The organism is Janthinobacterium sp. SUN211 (genome assembly GCF_030587315.1).
Taxonomy (GTDB): domain Bacteria; phylum Pseudomonadota; class Gammaproteobacteria; order Burkholderiales; family Burkholderiaceae_D; genus Janthinobacterium; species Janthinobacterium kumbetense.
In genome coordinates, this window is sequence record NZ_JAPWIC010000002.1 from 1,023,894 (window position 1) to 1,038,842 (window position 14,949).

General features: G+C 63.0%; 14 protein-coding genes. 8 read left to right on the forward strand and 6 right to left on the reverse strand.

The genetic code is table 11. From position 1 onward, the window contains the following. Positions 1-9: 9 nt before the first annotated feature. The 4 genes from O3301_RS10375 to dapC all read right to left on the reverse strand — a co-directional run bounded on the left by O3301_RS10375 (position 10) and on the right by dapC (position 4,590). Positions 10-735, reverse strand: coding sequence for a hypothetical protein (locus O3301_RS10375; RefSeq protein WP_305056298.1), 726 nt, complete (start codon positions 733-735; stop codon positions 10-12). A 115-nt stretch (positions 736-850) separates the two neighbouring features. After that, positions 851-2,398, reverse strand: a complete 1,548-nt coding sequence (locus O3301_RS10380; protein WP_305056299.1) for an FAD-dependent oxidoreductase — start codon at positions 2,396-2,398, stop codon at positions 851-853. A gap of 122 nt (positions 2,399-2,520) precedes the next feature. Next, entirely contained in the window at positions 2,521-3,348 is an 828-nt protein-coding gene (gene dapD, locus O3301_RS10385) for a 2,3,4,5-tetrahydropyridine-2,6-dicarboxylate N-succinyltransferase (RefSeq protein WP_305056300.1), read from the reverse strand. A gap of 12 nt (positions 3,349-3,360) precedes the next feature. Beyond that, entirely contained in the window at positions 3,361-4,590 is a 1,230-nt protein-coding gene (gene dapC, locus O3301_RS10390) for a succinyldiaminopimelate transaminase (protein ID WP_305056301.1), read from the reverse strand. 225 nt (positions 4,591-4,815) lie between these two features. Here dapC and tsaB point away from each other — a divergent pair, with 225 nt between their 5' ends. From tsaB to O3301_RS10410, 4 genes are read left to right on the forward strand one after another with little or no spacing between them, the layout of a single operon-like run. Then, positions 4,816-5,541: a tRNA (adenosine(37)-N6)-threonylcarbamoyltransferase complex dimerization subunit type 1 TsaB gene (gene tsaB / locus O3301_RS10395; RefSeq protein WP_305056302.1), complete on the forward strand. Its 726-nt coding sequence runs from the start codon at positions 4,816-4,818 to the stop codon at positions 5,539-5,541. Next, positions 5,538-6,029, forward strand: a complete 492-nt coding sequence (gene rimI, locus O3301_RS10400; protein ID WP_305056303.1) for a ribosomal protein S18-alanine N-acetyltransferase — start codon at positions 5,538-5,540, stop codon at positions 6,027-6,029. Before tsaB ends, rimI begins: the two co-directional genes overlap by 4 nt. Next, the gene (locus tag O3301_RS10405; RefSeq protein ID WP_305056304.1) at positions 6,026-6,934 is read left to right on the forward strand and encodes a uracil-DNA glycosylase; all 909 of its coding nucleotides are present in this window, start codon (positions 6,026-6,028) and stop codon (positions 6,932-6,934) included. Before rimI ends, O3301_RS10405 begins: the two co-directional genes overlap by 4 nt. Next, complete coding sequence (locus O3301_RS10410; protein WP_369812186.1) at positions 6,927-7,874, forward strand: DUF1853 family protein; 948 nt, start codon at positions 6,927-6,929, stop codon at positions 7,872-7,874. The genes O3301_RS10405 and O3301_RS10410 overlap by 8 nt, the downstream gene beginning before the upstream one ends. A gap of 35 nt (positions 7,875-7,909) precedes the next feature. Here the strand turns inward: O3301_RS10410 and lplT are convergent, their stop codons facing one another. Next, complete coding sequence (gene lplT, locus O3301_RS10415; protein ID WP_034779369.1) at positions 7,910-9,172, reverse strand: lysophospholipid transporter LplT; 1,263 nt, start codon at positions 9,170-9,172, stop codon at positions 7,910-7,912. Positions 9,173-9,420: 248 nt separating this feature from the next. Here lplT and alr point away from each other — a divergent pair, with 248 nt between their 5' ends. The 4 genes from alr to fliD all read left to right on the forward strand — a co-directional run bounded on the left by alr (position 9,421) and on the right by fliD (position 14,030). Further along, positions 9,421-10,518, forward strand: coding sequence for an alanine racemase (alr, locus tag O3301_RS10420; protein WP_305056305.1), 1,098 nt, complete (start codon positions 9,421-9,423; stop codon positions 10,516-10,518). 69 nt (positions 10,519-10,587) lie between these two features. Continuing rightward, positions 10,588-11,964, forward strand: coding sequence for a DNA repair protein RadA (radA, locus tag O3301_RS10425; RefSeq protein WP_305056306.1), 1,377 nt, complete (start codon positions 10,588-10,590; stop codon positions 11,962-11,964). A gap of 131 nt (positions 11,965-12,095) precedes the next feature. Then, positions 12,096-12,416 (forward strand): PilZ domain-containing protein, encoded by a 321-nt coding sequence (locus tag O3301_RS10430; protein ID WP_305056307.1) that lies wholly within the window; start codon positions 12,096-12,098, stop codon positions 12,414-12,416. A 228-nt stretch (positions 12,417-12,644) separates the two neighbouring features. After that, positions 12,645-14,030, forward strand: a complete 1,386-nt coding sequence (gene fliD, locus O3301_RS10435; protein WP_305056308.1) for a flagellar filament capping protein FliD — start codon at positions 12,645-12,647, stop codon at positions 14,028-14,030. Positions 14,031-14,142: 112 nt separating this feature from the next. Here the strand turns inward: fliD and O3301_RS10440 are convergent, their stop codons facing one another. Then, a complete protein-coding gene (locus O3301_RS10440) occupies positions 14,143-14,943 on the reverse strand; it encodes a helix-turn-helix domain-containing protein (RefSeq protein WP_180278731.1) in 801 nt (266 codons plus the stop codon). Positions 14,944-14,949 lie beyond the last annotated feature (6 nt).

The following is a 14,949-nucleotide window of genomic DNA, read 5'->3' on the forward strand; positions in this document are numbered from 1 at the left end:
GTCGTGCTGTTATTCGTCTGCGTAGGCGCGGGCGGCCGCCATCACGGCATCGAGTTTCCCTTTGGTCAGGGCCTCCAGCGGCGACTTGCCGCCCAGAGACAGGCGCGGGACAGTAAAAAAATCCCATTTGGCGGCGCCGGGCAAGTCGCCGAGGATTTTGCTGATTTTTTCCAGGATGTGGCGGTCGTGGCGGGGATCGGCGAAAAATGCTGGATAGACATATTCGCCGGAGGCGCCGCGCAAGGCAAACAGGCGTCTGGCTTTGAGTGCCGCACTGAGCGCTTGCGGCGTGACTTCCAGCCGGGCGCGCAGTTCCGGGCCGGATAGCAAGCTGTGCGACGCCAAGTCTTTTTCACGCTGCTGCCGTTCCTGCTCTTCCAGGCCGCGCATGAATTGCCGGGTGCTGACGTGGCCGGCATGCGCGTCGATGCCGGAAACCCGGTTCAACTCCCGCTCGGCCACGATATCGAGGTCGCGCCGCATTTGCGCGAGCAGCGCGGGCCGGTCGTCGCGCGGCACGGCGTCCAGCAGCGATGCATACGCTTCCTGGAACGTATCTTGTGCAATATTAAAGCGCAAGCCGGTGGCGCTGGATGCGAGTGTGTCCGCCAGCTTGCTGGCCAGCGAGGGCGTGGCAGGCGCATGCCCGGTGTCGGCGGCGGCCTTATCAATCGTGCCGGTGTCGCCCTTGCCGGCAGGGGCGCGAGTATCCGAGGTGTTCGATGTATTCGACATGGCCCTATCCTTGAAACGCATGTTTCAGCATAGGACAGGAAGTCAAACAAAGCAAACAAAGCAAAGAAATTAAGGTGGTTGGCTTGATGTGGCACAAACCGTCAACTCTGTGATGTTACACAGGCCGTGGCGCCGCCTTGCCCGATTCGGCCGGACCGAAATGCAGGCCCAGTCGCAGGGCCAGGGCGCGCAGGGCGCCGCTTTCCTGCAGGTGCAGGGCCAGCGCAATGTGGCCGTCGGGGCGCACCAGGTAGGCTGCGTCGCGGCCCAGGCCGGCCAGCTTGGCGGCGACATTGAAGGTGTAGCAATGCACGGGCAGTTTCAGCACGCGCGCTTCGTCCAGCAGTTCGGGCGCCGCTTCGCCATAGATGTGCAATTGCCAGTCCATGCTGCGCAGGGCCGTGAAATTGTCTTGCGTGCCGTCCGAGAACCACGGCAGGCGGTCGCCGCCGCGCAAGTATTCCGCGTGGCCCGCGGACAGGGCGCTGTCTTCATAGCTGATCTGGATTTGCGACACGGTCCGGAACAGCAAGCGGCGCGCCCGCCCGAAGCCGGACAGGAAGGGCAGCGCGTGCGGCACCAGCCAGCGGCGCAGGAATTGCCCGGCGATGCCTTGCGCGACGATGGCCTGGAAGGCGCGGTCGGTGGTGGCGACGAGCTTGCGGGCAAACACGATGCGTTCGCTTTCATAGGTGTCGAGCAGGGCGTCGTTGCTTTGTCCCCGCAGCTTTTGCGCCAGTTTCCAGGCCAGGTTGACGGCGTCGCCCAGTCCCGTGTTCATGCCCTGGCCGCCCACAGGGCTGTGCAGATGGGCTGCGTCGCCGAGGATGAAGCAGCGCCGCTCGCGAAACTGCGCCGCCACCCGGTGATGTACTTTATAGGTGGAAAACCAGTTCACGTGCTCGACCTGGATATTCAGCAAGCTTTCCACCTGTTCCCGCACGTCCTCGAAGACGGGCGCGGGCGCGCCTTCCGGGCGGTCGGGCAGGATGCCGATCAGGCGCTGCATGCCGCTGGTGCGCACGGGCAACATCAGCGCAAAAGAGTTCGCGCCCAGGTGGGCGTGCAAATCCGTATTCTTGCCGGCCACTTGCGCATCGGCCACGTAATACAGGTGGTCGTAGGTGCCGCCGGAGAACGCGAAGCCGGCGATTTCGCGTACCTTGCTGCGCGCGCCGTCGCAGCCGCAAATATAGTTAAACGTGCAATATTGTCGCTCGCCATTGTTGAGCAGAATGGCTTGCACTTCGCTATCGTCCTGCGTCCACAGGTCCAGCGCGACGTTCCATTCCACATGTACGCCGGCCGCCGCCAGCTTGCTGATAAGAAAGCGTTCATGCTCGTCCTGGGGCAGGCTCAGCACGAAGGGGTAGGGGCTCAGCCCTTCGCCGATCTCGCCCAGCGCCAGTTTCACCAGCTCCTCGCCGCCTTCGTGGATGTGCATGGCATTGATCTTGATGCCCAGGCTGACCAGCTCGTCGGCAAAGCCCAGCTGCTGGTAAAACTCCAGGGTGCGCGCATGCACGGCCATGGCCCGCGACGCCTGGCCCGGTCCGCTGTTTTTATCGATGATGCGGCAATCGACGCCATGGCGCGCCAGGCGCAAGGCAAGCATGAGGCCGGTAGGACCGGCGCCGACGATCAATACGGGAGGAGTATTCATGTCATCCAGTATAGGACAGGATGGGTGATGGCTGCGCGACGATTGAAGTTGCTATCTGGAAATGAAAATGTCCCGCCGGGGCGGGACATTCAGGGTGCTACGTGCACCTTACGGTGCAGTAATTAAATACCGCGCAGCAGCTCGTTGATACCCGTTTTTGCGCGGGTCTTCGCATCCACGCGCTTGACGATCACGGCGCAGTACAGCGAGTACTTGCCGTCTTCCGAAGGCAGGTTGCCCGAGACCACGACGGAGCCCGCTGGCACGCGGCCGTAGGTCACTTCGCCCGTGGCGCGGTCGTAGATCTTGGTCGACTGGCCGATGTACACGCCCATCGAGATGACGGAATTTTCTTCGACGATCACGCCTTCGACGATTTCCGAACGGGCGCCGATGAAGCAGTTGTCTTCGATGATGGTCGGGTTCGCTTGCATAGGCTCCAGCACGCCGCCGATGCCGACGCCGCCGGACAGGTGGACGTTCTTGCCGATTTGCGCGCAGGAACCGACGGTGGCCCAGGTGTCGACCATGGCGCCTTCATCGACGTAGGCGCCGATGTTGACGTAGGACGGCATCAGCACGACGTTCTTGGCGATGAAGCTGCCGCGGCGGGCGGCGGCTGGCGGCACCACGCGGAAACCGCCCTTGACGAAGTCTTCCTTGGTGTAGTTGGCGAACTTGGTCGGGACCTTGTCGTAGAACTGCATCGTGCCGTCCGATGGCAGCACGACGTTGTCTTCCAGGCGGAACGACAGCAGCACGGCTTTCTTGACCCACTGGTTGACGACCCAGTCGCCCGAGGTTTTTTCCGCCACGCGGATGCTGCCGTTGTCCAGGCCATTGATGACGTGGGAGACGGCGTCGCGCAGTTCGGCCGTGCCGTTGCCCGGATTGATCTCGGCGCGGTTTTCCCAGGCCTGGTCGATGATGTTTTGCAGTTGTTGGCTCATGATGATGTCTTATTAGTGAGTTAATGCGGATGCGGAAAGCTGCTGGCAGAATTTTACTATGCGTAAGGCCGCTTCCAGTCCTTCGGCCGTTTCGGCCACGAGGGCCATGCGGATGCGGTTGCGGCCCGGATTGATGCCGTGCGCGTCGCGCGCCAGGTAGCTGCCAGGCAATACCGTCACATTATATTCGGCGTACAGGCGTTGCGCGAATTCGGTGTCGGACAGGCCCGTGCGGCTGACGTCGGCCCACAGGTAGAAGCCGGCGTCCGGCAATTGCACGTCCATCACCGATTGCAGCAGCGGCGTGATGGCGTCGAACTTGGCGCGGTACTTGGCGCGATTTTCCTCGACATGGGTTTCGTCGTTCCAGGCCGCGACGGAGGCCGCCTGCACGGCAGGGCTCATGGCGCCGCCGTGGTAGGTTCGGTAGAGCAGGAATTTTTTCAATACTTCGGCATCGCCGGCGACAAAGCCCGAGCGCATGCCCGGCACGTTCGAACGCTTCGACAGGCTGGAAAACACCACCAGGCGCGCATACGGGCGCTCGATGGTGGACAGGCCCAGCATGTGCGCCGCCTGCAGCGCGCCCAGCGGCGGCGTGTCGCCGTGGTAAATCTCGGAATAGCACTCGTCGGCGGCGATGACGAAATCGTAGCGCTCGGACAGGGCGAACAGATGTTCCCAGTCCGTCAGGGTAAGCACGGCGCCCGTCGGGTTGCCGGGCGAACACAGGAACAGCAGCTTGACCTTTTCCCACACGCTGGACGGTACGCTGTCGTAGTCGCAGCCGAAATTGCGCGCCGGGTCGGAATTGACGAAATACGGTTCGGCGCCGGCCAGGTAGGCCGCGCCTTCATAGATCTGGTAAAACGGATTCGGACTGATCACCAGCGAACCGGCGGCCGGATCGATCACCGTTTGCGCCAGCGCAAACAACGCTTCGCGCGAACCGTTCACGGGCAGGATTTGCGTGGCAGGATTGAGCTTGGGGATGCCGTAGCGGCGCTCGAGCCAGCCGGCGATGGCTGTACGCAAGGCTTCCGAACCGATGGTGGTCGGATAGCTGGCCAGGCCATGGATATTGTCGACCAATGCCTGCTCGATGAAAGCCGGCGTCGGATGCTTGGGTTCGCCCATGCCCAGGCTGATGGGCGCATACTCGGGATTGACCGTCACGCCGGCAAACAGCTGGCGCAGCTTTTCAAAGGGATATGGTTGCAGTTTAGCAAGAAGTGGATTCACGGAACGGACCAGGGCAAGAGTGGAAAGACGATGTTGCTCAGCGATTGCTAGGCGATTGCTTGGCGCGGCAGACTTGATGCCGGTCAAATAATGAGCCGCGTCTTTCATTATAGCCGTCCTCGCGGGGCCGCTGTGCAAGCCGCATCGGCGTGAGGGCTGCCCGGCTTGCCACGGCATGCCGCAGCGGGGAGTGCCATGCCATGGCGCGGCAAGGTAAAATACGCTATGTCTACCTTACTTCCCACCCTGCTTGCCATTGAAACCTCGTCCGAACTCGCCTCCTGCGCCTTGTTGCGCGGCGATGTCGTCCTGTCCCGCGCGTCGTCGGGCGTGCGCACCCATTCCCAGTCCATCTTGCCGATGGTGCAGGAATTGCTCGCTGAAGCGGGCGTGACCTTGGCCGACGTCGACGCCATCGCCTACGGCTCCGGCCCCGGTTCGTTTACGGGCGTGCGCACGGCTTGCGGCATCGCGCAAGGCCTGGCCTATGGCGCCAAGCTGCCCGTCGTGCCCGTCGTCACCCTCGACGCCATGGCGCTCGCGTGCCATCAGCAACATGGCGCGCAACGCATCGTGACCGTGCTCGACGCCCGCATGGGCGAAGTGTACTGGGCGCAATATGATTACCAGGATGGCTTGCAGATTGTTGCGCCACCGGCCCTGAGCGCACCGGCTGGCGTGGCGCCGCAAGGCGACGTGGCCGCTTGCGGCAACGGTTTCAGTGCATACGCCGAGGCGCTGGCCCCGCTGCCGTGCGCCGCGACTGCCGACGCCGCCATCATGCCGCACGCCGTGCAAGTGGCGCAGCTGGCGCGCATCGCCTTTGCGGCCGGCCAGTTCGTGACGGCGGCCGAGGCGCAGCCTTTGTATTTGCGCAACAAGATCGCCTTTACCAGCGCGGAACGGCAAGAGATGCAACAGGCCAAGGCCGCTGCGGAGTCCGCGCAATGAGTGTGGCGGACCAGGACCGCGCTGCCGGCTGGGACTTGCTGCGCCTCGACTATCAGCCGATGGCCGAAGCGGACCTGGTGGAAGTGCTGGCGCTGGAGCAGCGCGTGTATCCGCATCCCTGGACGCACGGCAACTTTGTCGATTCGCTCAAGAGCGGCTATCCGGCCTGGGTGCTGCGCGACGTGGATGGCACCCTGCTTGGCTACTTCTTGCTGATGCTGGTCGTCGACGAGGCGCACTTGCTCAACGTGGCCGTCGAAGGCGCCATCCAGGGCCAGGGACTGGGCCGCTTCCTGCTGAGCCAGTCCTGCGCCTGCGCGCGCCAGCTGGGCATGGAATCGATGTTGCTGGAAGTGCGCCCGTCGAACGTGCGCGCGCTCGATATTTACCAGCGCTATGGATTTGAACAGATCGGCCGGCGCAAGGGATACTATCCGGCCAGTAACTCGCAACGTGAGGACGCCATCGTGATGCGTTATACCTTATGAGCCGCAGCGCCGTTTTCCTCGATGAAATGGGCGTCGGCCCCCTGTGGCGCTTGCGCCAGGGTGGCGCAGCCGAGGCCGCCGAAGCGGCTGACGTTGCCGAGATCGTGGAAGCAGCAGCGGCACCGGTGGCCGCCGTGGTTGAAGCTGTTGCGCCGCCCGTACCCGCAGCGGAGGTCGTTGCTGAGCTGAAAGCCGTTGACGTTGCTGCGCCAGTCGCCATCGCTCCCGCTCCCGCCACGCCTGCCGCTCCCGCCGCATCCGACGATACGGCCTGGTTCGACGATGCGCCGCCACCGCCGCCCGCCAGACAGCTGAGCGATACGGATATCGCCGCCCTCGACTGGGATGGCTTGACGGCGGCCGTCGCCAAGTGCGCGCGCTGCGACCTGTGCAAGACGCGCAAGGGCGTCGTCATGGGCCGTGGCGACCGCCAGGGCGATTGGCTGATGCTGGCCAGCAGCCCGTCGCGCCTGGAAGAGCGGGAAGGGCGCGCCTTGCCGGGCGAGCAGGGCAAATTGCTCGACAATATGCTGAAAGCCATCGCCGTCGATGCGGATCGCGATGTGTACATCACGCACTTGCTGAAATGCCGTCCGCTCGACGAGGCGGGCCAGGAACGCTTGCCGACAGAAGCCGAGTCGGCCGCCTGCCGCCCGTATTTCGAGCGCGAACTGGCCCTGCTGCAACCGCGTACTATTTTGACGCTCGGCTCGATGGCCGCCGCCGGCATCAATCCCGGCGAGAAACCCGTGCGCGGTACCGTGCGCCAACTGGGCAAGGCTGCCGTCGTTGCCACTTTCCACCCGGAAATGCTGCTGCAGGACGAGACGGGCAAGGCCAAGGCGCGCGCCTGGGCCGATTTGTGCCTGGCGAAAAGCACGCACGGTGATTCGCACGGTGAGTGATGCCGCCGCCGGCACTTTCCAGGCCCGCTTCGAGCGCCGCTGGGGGCATCTGACGCACCCCCGCGTGCGTGCGCTGGCCTGGCTGCTTGACTCGCCCGACTTGCTGGACCCGGCCAGCTCCCACTGGGGCGGGCGCATCGCCAGCCTCGCGCCCGTCACGCCTGCTGTTATTAGCTGGCTGGGCGCGCTGCAAGACGATCCGTCGCCGCTCGATGCGGCGCTGGGGCCGAAATTCTATTCCCGCCTTGGCCTGTACGCTGAAAAGCTGCTGGCCTTTTATTTTGAGCAACACGGGCTGCTGCAAGCGCATGGCTTGCAAGTGCAGGTCAACCGCAACGACACGGTGGGAGAGTTCGATTTCCTGCTGCGCGATGGAGCGGAGGGTGACGCGTTGCTGCACTGGGAATTCGCCACCAAGTTCTACCTGCTCGAAGGCGCGCCCGATCCCGGCGTCTTCAATCACTTGATCGGCCCCAACCTGGCCGACACCCTGGGATTGAAGATGCGCAAGATCCTCGACAAGCAACTGGCCTTGTCCCGCCATCCGGCCGCGCAAACCCTGCTGGCGCAGCCCGTGCACGCGGCGCAGGCGCTGGTCAAGGGCTGGCTGTTTTATGCCCCGGACGCCACGCCCGCCCTGGACGGTATTTCCCAGGATCATGGACACGGCTTCTGGTGCGTGCCCACACAATTGCCGGCGCAGCGCTATGTCGTGCTGCCGCGATTGCAATGGCTGGCGCCCTTCAAGGGCCGCGACGTGGAAGTGCTGGACGTGGAGGCCTTGCGCGCGCGCTTGTTTGATCTGGCGCAACCGGTGATGGTGGCCACGGTGGATAATGTCGAAGGCTGGGAAGTGGAGTGCACGCGTGGTTTTATCGTGCCGCCTGACTGGACGGAGCAGGCTGCCGCGCGGCGGCTGGCTGGCATGCTGCCAGCGTAATGCCGGGGGCTGATCCGCTGGGTCAGCCCCCGAAATTAATGCTTTTGCTCGCCAATCAAGGAAAGATTGTCGTGCTCGGCCTGGTTCAGCTTGTGCTTGCGCATGATCATGTACATGGTGCCGGCGACGAACAGGCCGAACAGGGTAATGATGATGTTCAGCGGCAGGTGCAAGCGGATCATGATCGAATACACGGCCAGCATGGTCAGAATCGACAGGTTTTCATTGAAGTTCTGCACGGCGATGGAGTGGCCTGCGCTCATCAGCACGTGGCCGCGATGTTGCAGCAGAGCATTCATGGGCACGACGAAAAAGCCGGACAGGGCGCCGATCAGTATCAGCAGCGGGTAGGCGATCCATACGGAATGTACTTGCGTCATCATCATGACGATCACGCCCATGGCGATGCCCAGTGGAATGACGGTCAGCGATTTGCGCAGTGGAATGAAGCGGGCCGACAGCACGGCGCCGGCGGCCACGCCGATGGCGACCACGCCCACCAGGCTGGTCGCCTTGTCGAAGGGCATGTTCAAGGATTGCTTGGCCCATTCCAGCACGATCAGCTGCAAGGTGGCGCCGGCGCCCCAGAACAGGGTCGTCACGGCCAGGGTGATCTGGCCCAGCTTGTCTTTCCACAGGATGGAATAGCAATTGGCAAAATCGGTAATCAGTTTGATAGGATTGCGTTCCTGGTGCGGATATACGCAGCCCGTGTCGGGAATCTTCAGGTTGGCCAGGGTCGCCAGCACATAAATGCCGACCACCACGCACAGGGCCGCTTCCGTCTTGTTGGTGATGCCCGTGTCGATCAGGGGAAAGTCGAAGGATAGCAGCATGTCGGACACGTGGCCGCTGACGAGCGCGCCGCCCATGACGGTGCCGAGGATGATGGAAGTGACGGTCAAGCCTTCGATCCAGCCATTCGCCGCCACGAGCTTTTCCGGCGGCAGCAGTTCCGTCAGGATGCCGTATTTGGCGGGCGAGTACACGGCCGCGCCAAAACCGACGACGGCGTAGGCCAGCAGCGGGTGTACGTGGAAGAAGACGAGGGCGCAGCCGAAGATCTTGACCATGTTGGCGATGAACATGACCTTGCCTTTTGGCAATGCATCTGCGAAGGCGCCGACAAAAGCGGCCAACAGCACGTAAAACAGCACGAACGACAGTTTGAGCAGCGGCGTGATCCACGCCGGGGATTTCATGGACACCAATAAATCGACGGCGACAAAAAAGAGGGCGTTATCTGCCAGCGAGGAAAAGAACTGCGCCGCCATGATGGTATAAAAACCACGATTCATTCTGGATTGCCTGAAATCATATCTGGCTTGCTTTATACCACGAAAAAACGGCAAACCCCAAGTTTGGAAGGGGCCGCTTTGCATACTCTTGCCTAAGCGAACCTTAATTTTTCTGCCGTAGAAAAAATACACATACATGTGAGCATTTTATAAATGATGTCCTCTGCATACGACCTTGGGCGTCTGCCGTGTCCGCGTACGGTGCATCCGGTAAAATACGGCTTTCCCACCCGCCGTGAACGATGCATATGCCCAGGCCCCTTCTCGCCACCATCCATCTCGATGCCATGCAACACAATCTGGCGCGCGCCCGTGCCGGCGCCCGCGGCGCCAAGGTGTGGGCCGTCGTCAAGGCAAATGCCTATGGCCACGGCCTGGAACGGGCCATGCGGGGCTTTGCCGATGCCGATGGCCTGGCGCTGGTCGAGGTCGACTACGCCGTGCGTCTGCGCGAACTGGGCTGGACCAAGCCCATCTTGCTGCTGGAAGGTTTTTTTGACGCCAGCGATTTGCCCGTCATGGCGCAATATGGCTTGAACGGCAGCGTGCATTGCGAGGAACAGATCGCCCTGCTGGCAGCGGCGCGCCTGCCGCGCGCCATCGATGTGCACTTGAAAATGAATACGGGCATGAACCGCCTGGGCTTTACGCCGGACGCCGTGGCGGGGGCGTATGCGCGCCTGCGCGCCATGCCGCATATCGGCACGATCACCCTGATGACGCACTTCGCCAACGCGGACGAGGCGGCGCCCACGCGCTTGCCCCTGGAGCAGCAGATGCTGCGTTTCGAAGCGGGCGCGGCCAGCATTGGTGTGCCCTTGCCGCGCAGCCTGTGCAATTCGGCCGGCGTGCTGCTGCACCATCTGGACAGCGACTGGGTGCGTCCCGGCATCATGCTGTACGGCGGCACGCCCAGCGGCGCTCCCGGCGGCACGTCGGCGCAGGCGTTCGGCTTGCTGCCCACCATGACCTTGCGCAGCCGCATTATCGGCATCCAGGATATCGCCGCCGGCGAAGTGGTGGGCTATGGCAGCCGCTACGAAGCGGCCGGCAATATCAAGGTGGGCGTGGTGGCCTGCGGCTATGCGGATGGCTACCCGCGCCACGCGCCCGAAGGCACGCCCGTGCTCGTCGACGGCGTGCGCACGGGACTCATCGGCAGGGTGTCGATGGACATGCTGATGGTCGACCTGACGCACGTGCCCGGTGCAAAAGTCGGCAGTGCCGTCACCTTGTGGGGCCAGGGCATGCCGATCGACGAGGTGGCCCTGGCCGCCGGCACCATCGGCTACGAGCTGATGTGTGCACTGGCGCCCCGCGTGCCCGTGGTCGAAGCGACACAGTGACGGCGGCCCGCCGTTTGTATATACTGTATATATAGACAGCAGTTTCACCTTACCCGGGCAAAGTACACCATGGCAAAAGTCAAGACCATCTACACCTGCAGCGATTGCGGCGCCATCAGCAACAAATGGATGGGGCAGTGCACCTCGTGCAACCAGTGGAACACCATGGTGGAATCCCTGCCAGAGACGGGCGGCAACAACCGCTATTCGAACCCGCAGCACATGTCGCTGGCGCAGACGGCGCCCGTGCTGTCGCTCGACGATATCGACGCCATCGACGTGCCCCGCTTCGGCACGGGCATCGAGGAATTCGACCGCGTGCTGGGCGGCGGCATGGTGGCGGGCGGCGTCGTGCTGATCGGCGGCGACCCCGGCATCGGCAAGTCGACCCTGCTGCTGCAGGCGCTGGCCAATATGTCGCACCACAAGCGCGTGCTGTACGTCAGCGGCGAGGAATCGGGCGCGCAGATCGCCCTGCGCGCCAAGCGCCTCGTCATCGACGCCAAGGAACTCAAACTGCAGGCCGAGATCCAACTGGAAAAGATTCTCGCCACCCTGGCCGATTTAAAACCGGAAGTGGTGGTGATCGACTCCATCCAGACCGTGTATTCGGACGCGCTCAGCTCGGCGCCCGGTTCCGTGGCGCAAGTGCGCGAATGCGCGGCCCAGCTCACGCGCGCGGCCAAGCAGACGGGCGTGACCATCATTCTGGTCGGCCACGTGACGAAAGAGGGCGCGCTGGCCGGCCCCCGCGTGCTCGAACACATCGTCGACACGGTGCTGTACTTCGAGGGCGACGCCCATTCCAGCTTCCGCCTCGTGCGCGCCATCAAGAACCGTTTCGGCGCCGTCAATGAACTGGGCGTGTTCGCCATGACGGAAAAGGGCTTGAAAGGGGTGTCGAACCCGTCCGCGCTGTTCCTGTCGCAGCACGACAACCAGGTGCCGGGCTCGTGCGTGATGGTGACGCAGGAGGGTACGCGCCCGCTGCTGGTGGAAATCCAGGCCCTGGTCGATACGAGCCACTTGCCGAATGCGCGCCGCTTGTCCGTCGGCCTGGAGCAGAACCGCCTGGCCATGCTGCTGGCCGTGGCGCACCGCCACGCGGGCATCGCCGCCTTCGACCAGGATGTGTTCATCAACGCCGTCGGCGGCGTGAAGATCACGGAACCGGCGGCCGACCTAGCCGTGTTGCTGGCGATTAATTCTTCGATGCGCAACAAGCCCTTGCCGCGGGGCCTGGTGGTGTTTGGCGAAGTGGGGCTGGCCGGCGAAATCCGTCCCGCGCCACGGGGCCAGGAGCGCTTGCGCGAAGCGGCCAAGCTGGGCTTTACCCTGGCCGTGGTGCCCAAGTCGAACTTGCCGAAGCAAGTCATCGAGGGCCTCAAGGTCATCGGCGTCGAGCGCATCGATGAAGCGTTCAACAAGCTGCGCGACCACGAGTAAAAGTTGGTATGGTTTAAATGCCAAGCTTGAGACAAGTCAAACAAAATTTCCGTTTAGAACTATAATATTTGTCCGATGGATGCGCCTCGCGCATCCGCATCGACAATGCATAGATAGAGAAGCGGAATACAGTGTCAGTTGAGCAAAGGCAGGGCGCACGCAAGATATTGCGTGCCAAGGCAATGTTGGTAATGGAGGGCGCGGGTCCCGTGGCCGCGCGCACCCTCGATGTGGGACCGGGCGGCATGTCGGCCGTCATCGCGGAACCGGTGCCGACAGGCAAGAAGGGCAAGGTGCTGTTCGAATTGTTTTATGATGGCGCGGCGCACATCATCGAGGCGCGCGTGGCCGTCTCGCACTGCATTTTCAGCAGTGCCGGTTTCAAGGTGGGACTCACTTTCCAGCAGCTGGACATGGCCGTCAGCAGCGCCATTTCGAAATTCATGCGCTGAGGCACGTCCGGGATAGGCGGCAAGTGATTGCGCTAAAATGGTGCATATGGGTTTGCAGTCAGGAAAAACCTGTTCTGTTCGCTGTTTTGATATTCCGGTAATACTGCATAATTATCAACCAGAAGAGGGACCTTGCCGCGCCACGCGCGCCTGCCGTCCGTTTCCAGCGCAGCACGGTCATGACCTGAACCGTGTGCCATGACCTTACACCCGACGGGAACGCCTACCATGTTTAATTCGACCATCAACAGCAGGGCCTATACCAATAACACGCAGCAGACGACGCAGGGCAATATCTCGGCCGATGTGTATGCGAAGGTGGAGCGCCAGATGCAGTCGCAAAACACGGGCGTCGTCAAGCTCAACGCCAGCCTGGCGCGCGACCAGGCCAAGTTCTCCGGCCTGGGCCAGCTGCAATCGGCGCTGGCGAAATTCCAGACCGTGGCCAAGAACATGGCCGGCAGCGGCCTGGCCACGTCGGCCACGTCCAGCAGCAAGGATGTGCTGAGCGCCACCACCACCGACAAGGCGGTCAGCGGCACCCATGAAATGAACGTCAAGCAACTGGCGCAGGGACAGACCTTGCTTAGCGGCGCGCAGAAATCCTCGAGCGCGGCCATCGGCACGGGTGCGCCCGCGCTGGTCAAGATTGAAGTGGGCTCGGCCGACGGCAAGCAATTTACGCCCGGCAGCGGCAAGATCATTGCGGTGACCATCGACAGCAGCAACAATAGCCTCGACGGCATCGCCGCCGCGCTCAAGCAGCAGGGCATCGACGCCAGCGTGGTTAAGGGCCCCGATGGCTACTCGCTGGCCCTGAACGGCAAGAGCGGCGCCGACAGCAGCATGCGCATCAGCGTGTCCGGCGACGCGGCCGTCAGCAATCTGCTCAGCTATGCGCCCGGCGCCGGCAAGGGCATGCAGCAGACGGCCGCCGCGCAGGATGCGCTGCTGACCGTCGACGGCAAGGAAATCAAGAGCGCCACGAATACCCTGACGACGGCCGTCGAGGGCGCCACCATCGAATTGAAGAAAAAAGGCACGACCGACCTCGTCATCGCCAAGGACAGCAGCCAGATCGCCAGCAACGTGGCCAGTTTCGTCACGGCCTACAATGAACTCAACAGCAAGCTGCAGAGCCTGCAGCAGGGCGATTTGAAGTCCGACACGGCCCTGGGGCAAGTGCGTTCGCAGATGGAACAAGTGCTGCGCACGGCCAGCACGGGCGTGCCATCGTCGGTGCTGGGCAGCGCCGGCGTGACCCTGGGCAAGAGCGGCGAGCTGGTGCTCGACGACAAAAAACTCAAGGCAGCCATCGCGGCCGATCCGGACGCCGTCAGCAAGATGTTCACGAATAACGGCAAGGGTGTGGCGGACCAGTTCGCCACCAAGATCGGCGAGCTGACGGGTGAAACGAGCATCATCCGCAAGGAAGTGCAGACGGTCGGCAAGGACATCACGACGCTCACCAACAAGAAAGCCGTGCTGGCCAAGGCGCTGACGGCCCAGGCGCAGGCGCTGGTGAAAGCGTATTCCGCGCAGGAACAGATGGGAACGAATTCGGCCTTGCCGGGTTATACGGGCAAGAATTCCCTGTTCGACTTCATGGCTTAATAGCGCACCGCTAAAGCGCCCATGGCGGCGTTGTATCGCCTTGCCGTACCAGCGTACTGCCTGCGGCGCTGCGCCTTGCCCTGAGCGCTGTATCGGCGCGCTTTCCAGTTGGCTAGATTCTGTCGCCCTGGGCAAAGAAGGCTGACGGCGAACTGCCGAAAGTCTTCTTGAACATGGCGGAAAAGGCCGACTGGCTGGCGTAGCCCAGTTCTTCGGCCACTTGCGACAGCGGCACGCCGCGCGCGATCAGGGGCGCCGCGTGCGCCAGGCGCACTTGCTGGCGCCACTGGCCAAAACTCATGCCCAATTCCCGTTCGAACAGCCGTGCCAGGGTACGCTCCGAGGCGCCGACCTGCTGCGCCCAGTGTTCCAGAGTCTGGTTCAAGCCCGGTTTCTCGATCAGGCTGTCGCACAGGCTTTTCAGGCGCTTGTCGCCAGGCAAGGGCACGCGGATGGGGCGCGTGGCCGAGCGTTTCAATTCATCGAGGATCAGTTCGGCCAGCAGCGCCTCGCGCGCCGGTTCCTGCCCCGGATCCAGCTGTTCCAGCGCCATGATCAGCTGGCGCAGCAAATTCGATACTTCCAGCACCTTGCAGTCGTGGCCCGCAAAGGGCGCGCGCGCGGCGTGGATGCACAGGGGGCGCAAGCGGGTTTTTTCCAGTATCGTGACGGCATGCTCCACGTTGGGCGCGATCCAGATGGCGCGCATGGGCGGCAGCACCCAGCTGCTGTTGTTGGCGGTGATGCGCAGCACGCCTTCGAGCGCCATCGTGACCTGGCCCCATGGGTGGCTGTGCGGCAATAAAAATTCATCGGGTTGCAGGTCGCGCGCGATCATGGTCACGGGAATGGTGGCGCTGGGCGCTTCCCGTGGCGGACACATGCGGGTATGGTGGAGGATAGGTACACCCATCAGCTT

Coding starts and splice junctions, on each gene's coding strand:
- radA (WP_305056306.1), top strand. CDS start 10,588: ATGGCAAAAGTCAAGACCATCTACACCTGCAGCGATTGCGGCGCCATC.
- O3301_RS10380 (WP_305056299.1), bottom strand. CDS start 2,398: ATGAATACTCCTCCCGTATTGATCGTCGGCGCCGGTCCTACCGGCCTC.
- fliD (WP_305056308.1), top strand. CDS start 12,645: ATGTTTAATTCGACCATCAACAGCAGGGCCTATACCAATAACACGCAG.
- lplT (WP_034779369.1), bottom strand. CDS start 9,172: ATGAATCGTGGTTTTTATACCATCATGGCGGCGCAGTTCTTTTCCTCG.
- rimI (WP_305056303.1), top strand. CDS start 5,538: ATGAGTGTGGCGGACCAGGACCGCGCTGCCGGCTGGGACTTGCTGCGC.
- tsaB (WP_305056302.1), top strand. CDS start 4,816: ATGTCTACCTTACTTCCCACCCTGCTTGCCATTGAAACCTCGTCCGAA.
- alr (WP_305056305.1), top strand. CDS start 9,421: ATGCCCAGGCCCCTTCTCGCCACCATCCATCTCGATGCCATGCAACAC.
- O3301_RS10440 (WP_180278731.1), bottom strand. CDS start 14,943: ATGGGTGTACCTATCCTCCACCATACCCGCATGTGTCCGCCACGGGAA.
- dapD (WP_305056300.1), bottom strand. CDS start 3,348: ATGAGCCAACAACTGCAAAACATCATCGACCAGGCCTGGGAAAACCGC.
- O3301_RS10405 (WP_305056304.1), top strand. CDS start 6,026: ATGAGCCGCAGCGCCGTTTTCCTCGATGAAATGGGCGTCGGCCCCCTG.
- O3301_RS10375 (WP_305056298.1), bottom strand. CDS start 735: ATGTCGAATACATCGAACACCTCGGATACTCGCGCCCCTGCCGGCAAG.